Below are 14461 nucleotides of genomic sequence, written 5' to 3'. Positions count from 1 at the left end.
GGGCAGAGGTTAATTGCATGACAGACGCTCAACCGCCGTCATCTGACCAAAAACGCAGCGCGGGCCGCCCTAAAGATATGGCCAAACGTAATGCGATGATGGACGCTGCAGCGTGCCTGTTTTTCCGCAATGGTTTGGAAGCCGTCACCATGGAGGCCGTTGCTCGAGAGGCGGGCGTTTCCAAAGTGACGGTGTATGGGCACTTTACGTCTAAGGAAGCGCTGTTTGGCAGCGTGATACGGCGGGAAACCGCGACAATTCGGCAAGGGTTAGAGCAGCTCCCTGACACCCACGACGCGGTACGCCAATCGCTCATTGAGGTAGGCATCGGCATGGTGCGCTTTTTACTGGAGCCCCATGTATTGGCGGTCGAACGGGTGATGAGTCAGCAGGGCGAGCAGCACCCCAAGCTGTTACAGGCTTTTTTTGAGGCAGGCCCCTGGGCTATTAGCCAGTGGCTGCGGGAAAAACTGGAAGGACTGGCCAGCGCAGGCCACCTTACCCTGCCCGCCCCCGCACTAGCTGCCGATCAACTCTGCAGCATGTGGCAGGGAATGCTGACCAAAGAAGTTCGTATGGGCGTACGCCCACCGCCCACGGATGACGAGCTAAAGCGCCAGATCACCAGCGCTGTAGACGTGTTTTTAATGGCGTATGGGCGGCGCTGATGCTCAGGCTATCGGCGTTCTAATACGCCGATTAGCTCAGGTATTGATAGTTGCTGATCTTCCACCGATTGGTATAAATCTCGAACGACTTTGGCAATACCACCTTCCACAGCTAAGTCGTGGGTCATTGTGTGGTAGTAACCGAGATCCTTGCTTGCATTGGCAATCGTAAACCTGAATCCAGAAGGGTCATTGTCAGCGATATAAGGGCGCAACCGCTCAAGCACGACCCCCCCACCGCCGCCTGCACCAAGCACATCAAGCAAAGCATTATCACTGATGCCTGCTTTACGTGAAGCGGCAGTGGCTTCCGCCAATACCGCAGAAAAGCCAAGCGAAACAAAATTGTGCAACAGCTTAAGAGTGTGTCCCGCACCAACTTCGCCTGCATAGGCAATATTTTCGGCAAAACCCTGCAGCAGGGGCAGCATTTCATCGAACAGCGCCTTTGGCGCGCCAACAATCAAGTTAAGCCGCCCTTCTGCTGCTTCTTTAGGCGTGCGTGTCATGGCGGCATCCATAAAGCGTCCGCCTGCCTCCGTGACTCTGACAGCGACTTTTTCTGTCGAACTAGGTAGAGCAGTGGAGCAATCTACGATAACACTGCCAGGGACTAGCCCTTCTAATACGCCATTGGGTTCAAACAACACGGCTTCTACTTGAGGCGAGCCAGTAACGCACAGAATCACCACCTCTGCGCTCTGTGCCACCTCCCGACCAGAACTCAGCGCACTGGCGCCAGCGGCCACTAGATCATCCACTGGCTGATTACCTGGGTGTTCAAGAAAACATACCTGATAGCCAGCACGTAGCAGGCTGCTGGCGATCCCGTGGCCCATCAGGCCTACGCCGACGACGCCTATTTGGCGAGATGTTGTCATTATAATAACTCCTTTTACGTAGATGTCCGTGCTAGCCGTGCTTGATAGCGATAGTCTTGATACGTGTATAGCTTCTCAGCCCTTCAAAGCCCTTTTCCCGACCATGTCCTGAACGTCCAACACCACCAAAGGGAAGCTCTACGCCACCGGCAGCTCCGTAGTTATTGATGAACACTTGGCCACTGCGGATACCTTTTGCCAAGCGTAGCTGACGTCCGCCGTCGCGAGTCCAAATACCGGCACACAGGCCAAAATCGGTGGCATTAGCGAGTGCAAGCGCTTCGGCTTCATCCTCGAACACCTGCACCACCAGCACGGGGCCAAACAGCTCCTCCCGAAGCACTTCATGCCCATCCGGAATATCGGTCAACAGTTGAGGCAGCACGAAATGGCCTCCGGATGGTACGCTCGACGTTAGTTTTCCTATAGCCGCGACGCGAATGCCATCGGCTTTGGCCGCCGACAAACGTTCTTCCAGCTTAGCTTTTTGGCGCGCGTTGATTAATGGACCACAGTCGGCATCGGCTTCACCGGTATCACAGCGCAGGGCGTTAAAGCGCTTGCATAGATTATCAATTACGTTATCAGCGATTTCACGCTGTACTAGCAGACGGCTACCTGCGGAACAGGTCTGACCAGCATTCTGGATAATCCCACGTACCACCGCAGACAGCGCTTCCTCCAAATCTGCATCGGCAAACACGAGTTGAGGCGATTTCCCACCTAGCTCCAACGTGACCGGCACATGGTGCTGCGCGGCCGCTTGGGCAACATGTGTGCCGGTTTCAGGTGAGCCAGTAAAGGAGAGGTGGTCAATCTGAGGATGGGCAGCCAGCGCCGCGCCCGCTTCAAACCCTAGCCCCGGCACTACATTGAGTGCACCAGGGGGCAACCCATGCTGTACCGCCAGTTCCGACATGCGCAGCACGCTCAGGCAGGCATCTTCGGCGGGCTTAAGCACGATAGTGTTACCTGCGGCGAGTCCAGCCGCCACGCAGCGCCCGAAAATTTGAGAGGGATAGTTCCAAGGAATAATTTGGGCACACACACCGTAAGGCTCGCGCAGTGTCATTACCGCGAAGTCGGTTTCAAAGGGAATGGTCTCACCGTGAATCTTGTCCGCCGCCCCACCATAAAAGCGAAAATAGCGTGCACAGGCGGATATATCCCCTTTGGCTTGGGTCATGGGCTTACCGGTATCGGCGCACTCGAGCTGTGCTAGCTGTTCATGATGTGCCTCGATCACATCGGCAAAGCGCAACAGCCATTCGCTGCGCTTACGAGCAGACCAATGAGCCCACTCGCCTAACTGTCCGGAAAAGGCCAGCCGTGCTGCTTTTACTGCTGCATTTACCTCCTCCACTTGGCTACGTGCAATGCGCGCCAATGGCTCTCCAGTGGCAGGGGCCTCTACCTGTAACGTAGCCGTCGTCTTTATCCACTCTCCACCAATCAGTGCCTGCTGCGGTGGAAAGGTCATTAAATGTGACATTTATCACTCCTTTATTATCTTTATTAAATGTAATGTCTTTTCTATCCGTAGAAGATATTCACTAATCCCATTGAAATCCAAGGCATATAAGTAATCGCCATCAAACACGCCAGCACTACTAGCACAAAGCGCACCAGCCACGGCAGCATTTGATCAATGGAGATTTTGGCAACAGCGCAAGCCGCAAAAAGATTCACCCCAAGAGGCGGCGTAATCATGCCCAGCGCTAAGTTGACCACCATTACCAAGCCAAAATGGACAGGATGGATACCAAACTGAATCGCGATCGGCGTGAGTATCGGGGCCAGAACTAAAATCGCGGCCGATGTTTCAATGAACATGCCGACAATTAGCAGCAGTGCGTTCACAACCAGCAAAAACATCATCGGGCTTTCAATGGTGTTGGTGACCAACGTGGCAATTTGTGCCGGTAATCCTGTGCGGCTTAACAAAAAGCTAAACAGCGCGGCCGATGCAATAATCAACATCACCGCCGCCGTTGAGATCACGCTTTGGCGCAAGATAGGCCCTAGGTCAGCAAGCTTTAATTCGCGGTAATAGAACGCGCCCACAATGAGTGCGAAAAACACCGCCACGGCCGACGCTTCAGTGGGGGTAAAAATCCCTCCGTAAATACCGCCGATCACCACCACCGGCATCAGCAGCGCCACCCAGGCACGCTTAAGCGAAACCATAAAACCGGTGCTGTCTTTGTAATCATCTTTACCGTAGCCACGCACTTTACAGAACAGGTAAAGAAAGATGATAAGCGCCATACCAATCAAAATGCCGGGCCCAATACCGGCCAGAAACAGCTGCCCAATGGAGGTATCGGTACTCACGCCATACAGAATCAGCGGAATAGAAGGGGGAATCAGCACGCCCAGTTCCGCCGATGACGCCTGAATAGAGGCCGCTAGCGGTTTGGGATAGCCGTGCTTCACCATGGCTGGAATCAGAATGGCACCAATGGCAAAGGTTGTGGCCACGCTGGAGCCGGACACCGCGGCAAACATCATGCACGTTAAGACGCAGGACATGGCAAGGCCGCCTTGCACGCGCCCAACGATGGATTTTGCAAGGTCCACCAAACGTTGTGAAATGCCCCCGGCAGCCATTAAATTACCCGCCAGAATAAAGAACGGTATCGCCATCAGCGGAAACTTATCGATACCAATAAACATCTGCTGTGGAACAAGTAATAACGGCAGGCGCGTAAAGAACTCGATGCCAATAATAGAAGCGAGCACGATAGAGATCGCAATCGGCACGCCAAAGGTAAAGAGCACGATCAGCGATAGTCCAATCACCATATTCATGAGGACGCTCCTTCTTTGGAACGCGACGCATGGGTGGACGTTGGCTCATCGGTCAGCACTTCGCTGTTTTCTGGCCCTACTTTCTCGCGGCCACTGAGCTGCGCGGCTAAACGGGCGATCACTGACACCATCGCAAAGCTAGCACCCATGGGAATCGCGGCATAGGCCCAGGACATGGAAATGTTCATGCCCGACATCACCTGGCTATTCACTCGCAGCGTCATTTGAATGCCGTAGTGCACTAACACGCCCAATACCAATAGGCAGCACAGCACAATCGCCATTTCCAGCATCATGAGCAGACGCGCAGGCATCCATTTATAGATGACCTCAACCGCCATCATATAGCCACCACGAAACGTAGCGGCAGCGGCCATAAACACACACCAAATCATGGACGTTCTAGATGCCACCTCGGTCCAGGTAGAGGGCGCATTAAACAAAAATCGCGTAAGCACCTGATAGAAGCTGAGCGTGACCGATATGACCAACATCAACATAGCAATCATCAGGGCAATACGGGTTAACTGATGCTCTAAACGAAGCAATACCGCTAGCATAAAAGGTCACCGTGCCTAGGCGGTCTCTGGCATCGCCAGAGACCGCAGTGAAGGAAGTGCTTAACAGTTGCCCGCTTTTTCACGGATGCGTTCTAGCATGTCGCTACCATACTGTGAGGTGAAAATTTCGTAGGCGGGTTCTACTGCCTGCTGGAAAGGAGCAGGGTCGATCTCTGTTCTTACTGTCATCCCATTGGCTTCCAACAGCGCAACCCCTTCCCGCTCAAGGCGCGATACTTCTTCGCGAGTGGCGTCTACCGAAGCTGCTGCGGCCTGCATAAACCAGTCACGCTCCTCTTCGCTGAGGCCATCTAGCAAGATCGGTGAGCCCAGTACGATGGCCGGTGAGTAAACGTGCCCGGTCAGGGAAAGGTAGTCCTGCACTTCCCAGAAGTTGGTGGCTACAATGACCGTAATCGGGTTTTCCTGGCCATCGACCGTGCCTTGTTGAAGCGCGGTGAATAGCTCCGGGAACGCCATCGGTGTTGGTCGTGCGCCCATTTGGCGGAACGCTTCTTGGTGTACTGCGTTCTCCATGGTGCGGACCCGTAACCCTTCCGCATCCGCTGGGCTAGCAATTTCACGCTGACTGTTAGTGAGGTGACGGAAACCGTTTTCTGACCACGCCATACCGACCAAGCCATGATCGCTCATCTTCGCCAGCAGCTCGTCACCGATCTCGCTGTCCAGCACACAGCGGGCTTGGTCGTAGTTTTCAAACAGGAACGGCAAATCCAGCACGTAGGTTTCCGGCACAAAGTTACCCAGTGGGCCGCTAGAGGTAATCACCACATCCACGGTGCCAATCTGCAGGCCTTCGATCATTTCTCGCTCGCCACCGAGAGAGCCGGAGGCGTGCTCAGTGACCGTAAAGGCTCCGTCGGATAGACGTTCTAGTGTCTCTTTAAACGCCTCGGCACCTACCGAGTAGTGAGAGGTGGAAGAGAGCGTGTGCCCCAAACTGATATCCGTGGCTGCCTGAGCGTGCAGTGCAATGCTGGCCGTCGCCAGGGCGCTGATAGCAGTCACGAGTGCATGTCGAGTGAAGCGCTTGGTCATGATAAATCCCTCTTTATGTTGTTGTGAGGGTGAGTAGTGAAGGAGGCGTTGGCGTCTCCTTGTGGCGTTCTGCCCTATCGGCAGTGGGGTGAATCAGATGGGCAATAGCCGTTCATGGGTGCTGCTCAGCCATAAAGCTATCGATGATTTGGGTAAAGTCATCGTCGCCGACAAAGCCAAGCTGACTCGCTTTTGCAGTTTCAAAGCGGGCGGGCCAACTGGCGACAATGGCTTCGATACGCGGGTCGGGTGCATGTTTAACGAGCGCTAGGGCCTGCTCCCCGGCCGCCGTGCGAAGCGCTTCAAGCATAGCGGCGACGCTCACCGTAATGCCCGGCAGCATAAACGCGCGAAACGGTGCGAGTGCTTCACGAGGTACCTGGGCACCATGCTCCAGCGCATCGACCACTTTGCCCGGCGACATCACAAACATTTCAAGGGTGGTGGGCACAGGGCAGATGGCCTCTTCACCATTGAGCGGCTCACGCAAAATGCTGGAGGCAAAGCTGGAGGCCGCGGCATTTGGACGGCCGGGGCGGATCACGATGGTGGGCAAGCGAAGCACCAAGCCATCAATCTCGCCACGACGGCTGTAATCATTGATGAGCAGTTCGCACATGGCCTTTTGGGCACCGTAAGAGTTCTGCGGATGCAGGGCGGTCATGTCGTCAAGCACATCAGGCAGTGCGCCGCCATAGGCCGCCACGGAGCTAGCCATAATGAAGCGCGTGTCGTGCATGCCACGGGCACGACAGCCTTCTAGCAATGACCGCGTAGCATCAAAATTGACACGCATACCGAGTTCTAAATCGGCTTCTGCGGCAGAGCTGACCACGGCCGCCAAGTGATAAATCACGTCAGGGCGCTGATCTAACACCTCGTCTAATGCGTGCGGCTGAGTAATATCCACTGCTCGCGACACCACAGTAATCGTGCCTGCTGAGGGCGACGGCGCTTCTACTTGGTCAATCAGCGTTAGCTGCGTGATCGATTGCTGACGCAGCTCACCACGCTGGATCAACTGCTGCGCGAGGCGCTGGCCCAAAAAGCCAGCGGCACCGGTAATGGCAATGTGCATGATGCGATTCCTAATGTTGCGTTGTTTTTGTATTAGTGAACGTATGTGCGACTGGCGCTGGCCAGAACAAGCTGCTTAATGCGTGATTAATCCCCACGGCGCTCCCCATCCTAGCCCCGCTCGTGTAGCCGTTTTGGGGTGGTATTCACACCCTACCCAACCGCGATACCCCAGCGCGCTTAAGCGTTCAAAAATAGCGGGGTAATGCACTTCGCCCACATTAGGCTCGTTACGATCAGGCACGCCGGCGATTTGAATATGGCCAATAGCGTTAAACTGACGCTCTAGGTGACGAATTAAGTCACCATCCATGATTTGGCAGTGGTACAGGTCAAACTGAAGTTTGAGGTTTTTGGCGCCCACCTCGTCAAGCACAGCCATGGCCTGCGTTTGGCGGGAAAGAAAAAAGCCGGGCATATCACGGGTATTTATCGGCTCAATCAGGACATCTTTGCCTACTTTTGCCGCCTCGTTCGCCGCAAAACGTAGGTTACTAATATAGGTGGTGTGATGCTCTGCTTGGATCGCGGCATCCGCGTTGTCAGGCAAAAGCCCTGCCATGGCATGAACCCGCGGGCAGTTAAGGGCCTCGGCATAGCTCAGCGCTGCGGTGACCGAATCACGAAACTCCGATTCCCGCCCTGGTAGGCTGGCAAGACCACGCTCCCCGGCTTCCCAATCCCCCGGCGGCAGATTAAACAGTACCTGCTCCAACTGGGCCTCTTTCAACGCGTGCTGCAAGTCACTCGCAGCAAACGCATAGGGGAATAGATACTCCACCCCTTTAAAGCCGGCCTCTGCAGCAGCGGCAAAGCGGTCGATAAAGGCGTGTTCGTTAAACAGCATGCTGAGGTTGGCGGCTAATCGAATCATGGGGCGCTCTTGTCGTTATGGGCGTTATTAAGTGCTTTGTTCAGTGCGTCGCTAGTCGCGTGGAAAACGCGCTTCCAGTTCGGCGACCTGCTCTGGCGTCAGCCCTCGCGGGTTCTCGCCCCGCAGCAGCAGGTAAAGCTTGGCGGTCTCTTCCAGCTCTTCGGTGGCATACACCGCCGCTTCTAGATTTTTGCCTGCTACCACTGGGCCGTGGTTGGCCAGCAGTACCGCGCTATGCTTGCCCGCCAGGCCCCGCACTGCTTCACCCAGCTGGGGGTCGCCAGGAATGTGATAAGGCACCAGCGGTAACTTGCCCACCCGCATGACGTAGTAGGCAGTGAGTGGCGGAATACAGTCGCAGGGGTCTACCCCCGGCAAACACGACACCGCCACCGAATGAGTGGAGTGAAGATGCACAATGGCACCGGACTGCGGGCGCTCGGCGTACATAGCCATGTGTAAAAACTGCTCTTTGGTAGGTTTATCGCCACTGAGCAGTTGGCCGTGCGGGTCCAGATGGGCAATACGCGCGGGGTCCAGCCGCCCTAGGCAGGCGTTGGTGGGCGTCATCAGCCAGCCGCCATCGTCTAACCGCACGCTGATGTTGCCGCTGGAGCCCATGGTCAGGCCACGGTCGAACAGCGATTTGCCGAGCGTACTGATCTGCTCACGAAGACTGTTATGGTCATGGTGACGCAGGTGCACGCTCATGCCAGCACCTCAAACGCACGGGTAAAGAAATCCACGCCGCCAAAGTTGCCGGACTTGAGCGCCAGCGACAACGGCGCATCATGCCCAGGCAGAGGAGCTTGGGTCCAGGGCACGCCGGGGTCGATCTGCTCACCGATGCGCAGGGTCGTCACGCCTAACGCGGAGACCACTGCACCGGAGGTTTCGCCGCCCGCTACCAATAACCGGCCCACGCCTTCCTGCACTAACGTTACCGCCAACTGGCTTAATGCCTCTTCAACAAGGTGCCCTGCTCGCTCCACGCCGAGCGAGGCTTGCGCGTTTTTCACTTTTTCTGGATCGGCGGAGGCGTAAATTAATACCGGCGCGTTGTCGGATAGCCGCTGCCGCGCAAACGCAAGCGCCTGCTGGTGTTGCTGCTCGCCCTCTGCCAGCGCCAGCGGGTCAAGCGCGAAACCGCCGTCAGGATGCTTGGCCACGAAATCCGCCACTTGCGCTAGCGTGGCCCGTGAACAGCTACCTGACAGCACCAAAGCCCCGCCAGTAGCAGGCGCTAAACGCCCTGGTTCTGCAATGTCTTCCAGCCAACCCAGTGCGCGGTACTGAGCGGGCAGCGCTTGCCCCAGGCCAGAGCCGCCGGTGACAAGCGCCATTGTCGCCGTGGCCTCGGACAGCACGTCCAAATCCTGCTCATCCAAGCTATCGCAGATCACATGGCGTACGCCTTGCTCGGCGAGCGTCGACAGATGAGAGCGGGTTGCCTCTGTCCCTTTGGCGAGTACGGCCCGGTTGGCCAAGCCCACCGGGTGTGGCGTTTGGCGGGAGAGCACACGGACCAAATCAGCATCCTGCATGGGGTTGAGCGGGTGGTGCTGCATGCCGCTGTCGTTCAGCAAACGGTCACCAACAAACAGGTGGCCTTGGTACACCGTGCGGCCATTAATGGGAAACGCAGGTACCATCACCGTTTGATGGGCATGAAGCCGTTCCAGCAAGGCATCGGCCACGGGGCCAATGTTGCCTTCGTCAGTGGAATCAAAGGTGGAACAGTACTTAAAGAACAGCTGGAGAGCGCCCTGCTCGCGTAGCCACTCAAGTGCTGCCAGAGAATCGGTCACGGCGTCTTGCACTGGGCAGGAGCGGGACTTGAGCGCGACAACGACCGCATCGACATCGTGCAAGTCCACCGCTTCTTGCGGCACGCCAATCACCTGTAGGCAGCGCATGCCGCCACGCACCAAGTTATTGGCGAGATCAGTGGCTCCGGTAAAGTCGTCGGCGATAGCGCCCAACACGATTCCCTGATGGCTCATTACTTCACTCCCTCGGCATCGTTGGCCGCTTCTGGCAACGCAATGCCCGATAAGCGCTGATAAACCTTAATCACCGCTGAGTCATCTTCCCGCCCAAAGCCTGCGCCGCTGGCCGCAGTAAATTGCTGCAACGCGCTGGCAGCCACCGGTGTTGCGAGTGAAAGCTCGCGACCTGTTTGATGAACAATATTGAGGTCTTTGACGAAGATATCGACCGCTGACAGCGGCGTGTAATCACCGCTCAAGATATGCGGCACGCGATTCTCAAACATCCAGGAGTTACCCGCCGAATGGGTAATCACCTCATAAATCACCTCGGGGTCGAGTCCCATACGAATACCCAGCGCCATCGCCTCGGCCGCAGTGGCAATATGCACGCCCGCCAGCAGTTGATTCACCAGCTTCATACTGGAACCTACCCCTGGTGTATCGCCTAAGCGATACACTTTGGCCGCCATGGCATCTAATACCCGCTGCGCTTTGTTGAACACTTCCGGCTGACCAGAGGCCATTACCGATAAATCACCGCTTTTAGCCTTGGCAGCGCCACCGCTAATGGGCGCATCCAGCATCCACAACCCCGCCGCAGAAAGGCGCTCGCCTAGCTGCTTAGCTTGGCTGGGTGCCACGGTGGCGCATTGCAAGATCACGCTACCCGGCGCTAGGTGGGCAACCACGCCCTGTGCCCCGAAAAGCACCTCTTCAGCCTGTTGGCCATTCACAACAATCACCAACACAACGTCACAGTGGGCGAGCTCGGCGGGCGTTGCGACACTATTACCGCCAGCAGCGCTGAATACTTCGCGTGCACCGCTGGCAATGTCACAGCCGGTGACCTGAAAACCTTTGCTCAGTAGCGCAGTGGCAGTGCCCATACCCATGGCGCCTAAGCCAATCACGCCGACTTGCTGGGATTGCTGTTGATCTTGACTCACCTGCCGCTACCTCACTGTTGTTTTTAGCAGCCACGTTTAGCAAAGCTGCTCGAAGCTTTTATCATTGAATGGTAGCGCTGCCATGATAGCGCTACCATTCCTTTTAGATTATTCTTTTCGTCATCACAAGCTGAACAATAGGGGCGTTCGACCAATGTCTAGAGACTTTTCGCATGCTGCTAAGCAGCGTCGTCGCTCAGATCAAGTGACGCTCAGCCAAGTGGCTGAAGCTGCGGGCGTCTCACCGATCACTGCTTCTCGAGCGCTTAATCATCCTGAAAAAGTCAGCGAGCGCACGCGTAATAGCGTACTGAAAGCGGTTGAGCAGCTAGGCTATGTGCCCAACCTCGTGGCGGGCAGCCTCGCCTCTTCGCGCTCTAAACTGATTGCCGTCATCGTGCCTTCTCTGATCAACACGGTATTTGTTGAAGTTATCAAAGGCCTTCAAGAGACCTTAGAGGCAGAGGGGTATCAAATACTGCTGGGCAACACCGACTACGATCTAGACCGCGAATATCAGTTAGTGCGCACGTTCTTAGGCTGGTCATGCTCGGCGCTGATTACCGCTGGGCTACGCCATAATCAAGCTTGCCAGACGCTTCTGAACAATTGGGAGCATCCCATTATGGAAGTGATGGAGCTGGGCCAAGGTATGGACTTGAATGTTGGGCTAGACCACGTCGCAGCGGGACGCTGCATGGCGAAACACTTAGTCGATAAAGGCTATCGCCACATCGTTTATGTCGGGGCAAGAATGGCTCAAGACTACCGCGCTGGCATGCGCTATGAAGGTCATCAAGAGATGCTTCAATCAAACAAAATAGAGACACCTTTAATAGAACTCGACACGCTGGGCAGTCTACAAGCAGGTGCGGATAGCTTGACACAGGTGTTGACTCACTACCCCCATACACAGGCCATTCATTTTGCCAACGATGACCTCGCAGCGGGAGCCCTACTAGCCGCGCAACGACAAGGCCTTAGTGTGCCGAATGACATTGCAATTGCAGGATTCAATGGACTGCCACTAGGCCAGCATGTCACTCCTCAGCTCACCACCATTCTCTCACCTAGAGAAGAGATGGGCCGCTTAGCCGCCAAAGAACTTATACGGCGCCTAAGCGGCAAAAACGTCTACCGCCGCCAGCACGACGTGGGGTTTACGCTACAAGTGGGGGGGAGCACTTAAGCATGCAAGGCTTAAGCGGGCAGTGTCTAACAACACTGCCCCTAATCAGTCTTACACCCCCACCGGCCCACCATCACGCTTCTGAATCACCACGGTAGCCGCACGCGGGCGTACTTGACCACTCGCCGCCGCAGTGGCGTCTTGCACCAACGCACTAGCATCAGCTGGCCAATTGCCGGGGTGCTGAATATTAATGAACAACGCGGTTTTATCCGGCGTGGCAAAGATACCAGTAACTTCGCAGCCGTTCGGGCCGACCGCAAAGCGTTTGAGCTGCTGCTGGTTGCTGCTGTTGATCACCGGCCCCGTACCGCGAATATCCTCTAACCCTTGGGGCACCACGGCCAATAGCTGGTCGTTGGTGTGCTCGGTAACGCCTTCATAGCCGTTGTCGGTCTGAATCCAGAGAATGCCTTGGCCGTCTTCACGATCGTCGAACCACAGGCCATCGGGGCTGGCAAACTGGTTCATCTCGTTTAGCCCGGAGTGGTTATCGGCGTCATCGGCAGCTGCGCCAAACACAAACACCTCCCAGGTGAAGGCGTTGGGCAAGCGGCTCTCCCGCCAACGAATCACGTGCCCGGCCTCGTTATTGGCGCGGGGGTTCGCGGCGTTCGCAGGGGCGGTAGCGAAGCCAACGCCCGGCTGGGCAAGCTCGCTTCCGTCGTTGGTGAAGGTGGCATCGCTGCCCTCTTCACTGCGCTGGGTGTTATTGGTGAGCGTTAGATACACCTCACCCGAGGCCGGGTCTACCGTGGCCCACTCGGGGCGGTCCATTGGCGTGGCGCCCAGCAGGTCGGCGGCATCGCAGGTGTTGATGATGATGCCTGCCAAGTCGTTCTCGGCCAGGCTAAGTGCGGCGGCCAGCGTGCGGCCATCCTGGGTCTTGGCGCTCGGTGTGAGTGGCAGCCACTCGCCACTGCCATCAGCATGGAAGCGCGCCACGTAGAGCGTGCCGTTATCCATATATTTACTGCCAATGGCGAGGCGGTCGTACTCTGCGCCGGGGCGGTTGGCATCGGCGGGATCCCAGGCGGCATCAGAGACGTACTTATAGACATACTCGTTACGGGCATCGTGGCCTGAATAGAACACAATGGGCTTGCCTGCTTCCAGTTTACCCAGCCAGCACCCCTCATGGCGAAAACGCCCCAGCGCCGTGCGCTTCACCGCTCGGGCGCCGCTGTAGGGGTCGACTTCTACTTGGTAGCCGAAGGTACGTGCCTCGTTGCGGTAGTCATCTTCGGCACGCTCACCGCGTGGAGTGATGTCAAAGCGCGCAAACTCACCGTTCTGCTCGGTGGCGTCGCCCGCTGAGGTATCCCAGCCATAGCGGCTTTTATCCGTAGGAATACCGATGCGCGCATCGTCTTGGAAGCGCTCGCCACGGTTGACGAAGATATCGGGCCAGTTCTCTTCACAGGCGATATAGGTGCCCCAGGGCGTCACGCCGTTACCGCAGTTGTTGTTGGTGCCGCGGGTTTGCGTGCCGTCAGGGGAGAACTGGGTTTTTACGTAGTCGCTACCCGCCACGGGGCCGGCGAGATCCATCACCGTGGCGCTGGTGAGGCGGCGGTTATAGGGCGAGTTGGCAACATGAGACCACTGGCCGCTGGCGTCTTTCTCTACTTCGACGATCGTCACGCCATGGGCGTTGATTTCAGTGCGTGACTCGTCCGCTGGGCGCGCGCCCGCTTCGGCATTGGTCGGCCCACCTTGGGGTGCCCATAGCGCTGCTTGGTCGATGTACTCGTTATTTAGCGCCAGCACAAAACGGCGCGAGGCGTTATCCGCATCCAGGGCAAAACCGGCCATGCCGTCGTGGTGCATGCCTACGCTCATCGCTTGGCGCTCGGGCGTCATGGGCTGGTCGGCCTGCCACTCCTGGCCTGCCTGCAGCGGCGTGCCCCAGGGCACTAACACTTGAGCCACGTATCCTTCCGGCACAACGATGGCGTCGGTACGAGAACCACGCACCGCTTCAAACGCGAGGGTTAGTGGCGTCTTCGCCTGTTCGCCTGCGAGTGCTTGAGCCGCACCGCCAAACCCCAGCATAGAAGCCGCCGCCAACCCCAGGCCGCCCCGCATTACGTCGCGCCGGGAGACGTGCTGAGCCAGTACCTCGGCAAATGGCTGGTTATGGCTGTGGTTAAACAAGCGGTGATCTTCGATTTCCTTGCTCATGGAGCCCCTCGTAGTCATGGACATGGTCATAACGGTTTTTTGAAGAGGCTAGTAGCGCAAAATGAAATATGTATGACGGGTAAGCGACTTTTTAATGACGGTTCGATGGCAGGCGCTATATGAATAATGCTGCGGATAAGCTCATCAGCCACCATGCGTCACTACGCTCTCCTTAATTATGCCGATCAATAAGCCTGCATGGCTTTCAACCCAGGCTATC

The 14461-nt window shown here is 56.6% G+C and carries 13 protein-coding genes; 2 read left to right on the top strand and 11 right to left on the bottom strand.

Features of this window, described 5'->3' with window-relative positions; all coding sequences use genetic code 11:
* The first annotated feature begins 17 nt into the window (after positions 1-17).
* Positions 18-668 (top strand): TetR/AcrR family transcriptional regulator, encoded by a 651-nt coding sequence (locus AC13CN_RS15330; RefSeq protein ID WP_054645052.1) that lies wholly within the window; start codon positions 18-20, stop codon positions 666-668.
* Positions 669-676: 8 nt separating this feature from the next.
* Here the strand turns inward: AC13CN_RS15330 and AC13CN_RS15325 are convergent, their stop codons facing one another.
* From AC13CN_RS15325 to ltnD, 10 genes are all read right to left on the bottom strand, one after another.
* Complete coding sequence (locus AC13CN_RS15325) at positions 677-1549, bottom strand: NAD(P)-dependent oxidoreductase (protein ID WP_089675942.1); 873 nt, start codon at positions 1547-1549, stop codon at positions 677-679.
* A gap of 31 nt (positions 1550-1580) precedes the next feature.
* Positions 1581-3041 (bottom strand): aldehyde dehydrogenase family protein, encoded by a 1461-nt coding sequence (locus AC13CN_RS15320; protein ID WP_074211418.1) that lies wholly within the window; start codon positions 3039-3041, stop codon positions 1581-1583.
* Positions 3042-3082: 41 nt separating this feature from the next.
* Positions 3083-4360 (bottom strand): TRAP transporter large permease, encoded by a 1278-nt coding sequence (locus tag AC13CN_RS15315; protein ID WP_228219402.1) that lies wholly within the window; start codon positions 4358-4360, stop codon positions 3083-3085.
* Entirely contained in the window at positions 4357-4920 is a 564-nt protein-coding gene (locus AC13CN_RS15310) for a TRAP transporter small permease (RefSeq protein WP_054645051.1), read from the bottom strand. Before AC13CN_RS15310 ends, AC13CN_RS15315 begins: the two co-directional genes overlap by 4 nt.
* A 60-nt stretch (positions 4921-4980) precedes the next feature.
* On the bottom strand, positions 4981-5979 hold the full coding sequence (locus AC13CN_RS15305) for a TRAP transporter substrate-binding protein (protein WP_074211417.1): 999 nt from the start codon (positions 5977-5979) through the stop codon (positions 4981-4983).
* A 112-nt stretch (positions 5980-6091) separates the two neighbouring features.
* Positions 6092-7057, bottom strand: a complete 966-nt coding sequence (denD, locus tag AC13CN_RS15300) for a D-erythronate dehydrogenase (RefSeq protein WP_062360794.1) — start codon at positions 7055-7057, stop codon at positions 6092-6094.
* 75 nt (positions 7058-7132) lie between these two features.
* The gene (gene otnI, locus AC13CN_RS15295) at positions 7133-7930 is read right to left on the bottom strand and encodes a 2-oxo-tetronate isomerase (RefSeq protein ID WP_054645050.1); all 798 of its coding nucleotides are present in this window, start codon (positions 7928-7930) and stop codon (positions 7133-7135) included.
* A 51-nt stretch (positions 7931-7981) separates the two neighbouring features.
* Positions 7982-8641 carry a 3-oxo-tetronate 4-phosphate decarboxylase gene (otnC, locus tag AC13CN_RS15290; RefSeq protein ID WP_253027759.1) on the bottom strand — a complete coding sequence of 220 codons (660 nt, stop codon included), beginning with the start codon at positions 8639-8641 and terminating at the stop codon, positions 7982-7984.
* Complete coding sequence (gene otnK / locus AC13CN_RS15285; protein WP_253027760.1) at positions 8638-9933, bottom strand: 3-oxo-tetronate kinase; 1296 nt, start codon at positions 9931-9933, stop codon at positions 8638-8640. The genes otnC and otnK overlap by 4 nt, the downstream gene beginning before the upstream one ends.
* On the bottom strand, positions 9933-10868 hold the full coding sequence (gene ltnD / locus AC13CN_RS15280) for an L-threonate dehydrogenase (protein ID WP_287836980.1): 936 nt from the start codon (positions 10866-10868) through the stop codon (positions 9933-9935). The genes otnK and ltnD overlap by 1 nt, the downstream gene beginning before the upstream one ends.
* Before the next feature lie 154 nt (positions 10869-11022).
* On the opposite strand from ltnD, the gene AC13CN_RS15275 reads away from it, so the two are divergent.
* Positions 11023-12057: a LacI family DNA-binding transcriptional regulator gene (locus AC13CN_RS15275; protein WP_054641031.1), complete on the top strand. Its 1035-nt coding sequence runs from the start codon at positions 11023-11025 to the stop codon at positions 12055-12057.
* 51 nt (positions 12058-12108) lie between these two features.
* Here AC13CN_RS15275 and AC13CN_RS15270 read toward each other — a convergent pair whose 3' ends face one another.
* On the bottom strand, positions 12109-14241 hold the full coding sequence (locus AC13CN_RS15270) for a PhoX family protein (protein WP_253027761.1): 2133 nt from the start codon (positions 14239-14241) through the stop codon (positions 12109-12111).
* Positions 14242-14461: the final 220 nt, after the last annotated feature.

The organism is Vreelandella sp. L-25 (genome assembly GCF_056857535.1).
This window is presented reverse-complemented; position numbering and strand designations above follow the sequence as displayed.

Bases quoted from the DNA above. Each gene is read 5' to 3' on its own strand.
- AC13CN_RS15330 (WP_054645052.1), top strand. From the start codon at position 18: ATGACAGACGCTCAACCGCCGTCATCTGACCAAAAACGCAGCGCGGGC.
- AC13CN_RS15325 (WP_089675942.1), bottom strand. From the start codon at position 1,549: ATGACAACATCTCGCCAAATAGGCGTCGTCGGCGTAGGCCTGATGGGC.
- AC13CN_RS15320 (WP_074211418.1), bottom strand. From the start codon at position 3,041: ATGTCACATTTAATGACCTTTCCACCGCAGCAGGCACTGATTGGTGGA.
- AC13CN_RS15315 (WP_228219402.1), bottom strand. From the start codon at position 4,360: ATGAATATGGTGATTGGACTATCGCTGATCGTGCTCTTTACCTTTGGC.
- AC13CN_RS15310 (WP_054645051.1), bottom strand. From the start codon at position 4,920: ATGCTAGCGGTATTGCTTCGTTTAGAGCATCAGTTAACCCGTATTGCC.
- AC13CN_RS15305 (WP_074211417.1), bottom strand. From the start codon at position 5,979: ATGACCAAGCGCTTCACTCGACATGCACTCGTGACTGCTATCAGCGCC.
- denD (WP_062360794.1), bottom strand. From the start codon at position 7,057: ATGCACATTGCCATTACCGGTGCCGCTGGCTTTTTGGGCCAGCGCCTC.
- otnI (WP_054645050.1), bottom strand. From the start codon at position 7,930: ATGATTCGATTAGCCGCCAACCTCAGCATGCTGTTTAACGAACACGCC.
- otnC (WP_253027759.1), bottom strand. From the start codon at position 8,641: ATGAGCGTGCACCTGCGTCACCATGACCATAACAGTCTTCGTGAGCAG.
- otnK (WP_253027760.1), bottom strand. From the start codon at position 9,933: ATGAGCCATCAGGGAATCGTGTTGGGCGCTATCGCCGACGACTTTACC.
- AC13CN_RS15275 (WP_054641031.1), top strand. From the start codon at position 11,023: ATGTCTAGAGACTTTTCGCATGCTGCTAAGCAGCGTCGTCGCTCAGAT.
- AC13CN_RS15270 (WP_253027761.1), bottom strand. From the start codon at position 14,241: ATGAGCAAGGAAATCGAAGATCACCGCTTGTTTAACCACAGCCATAAC.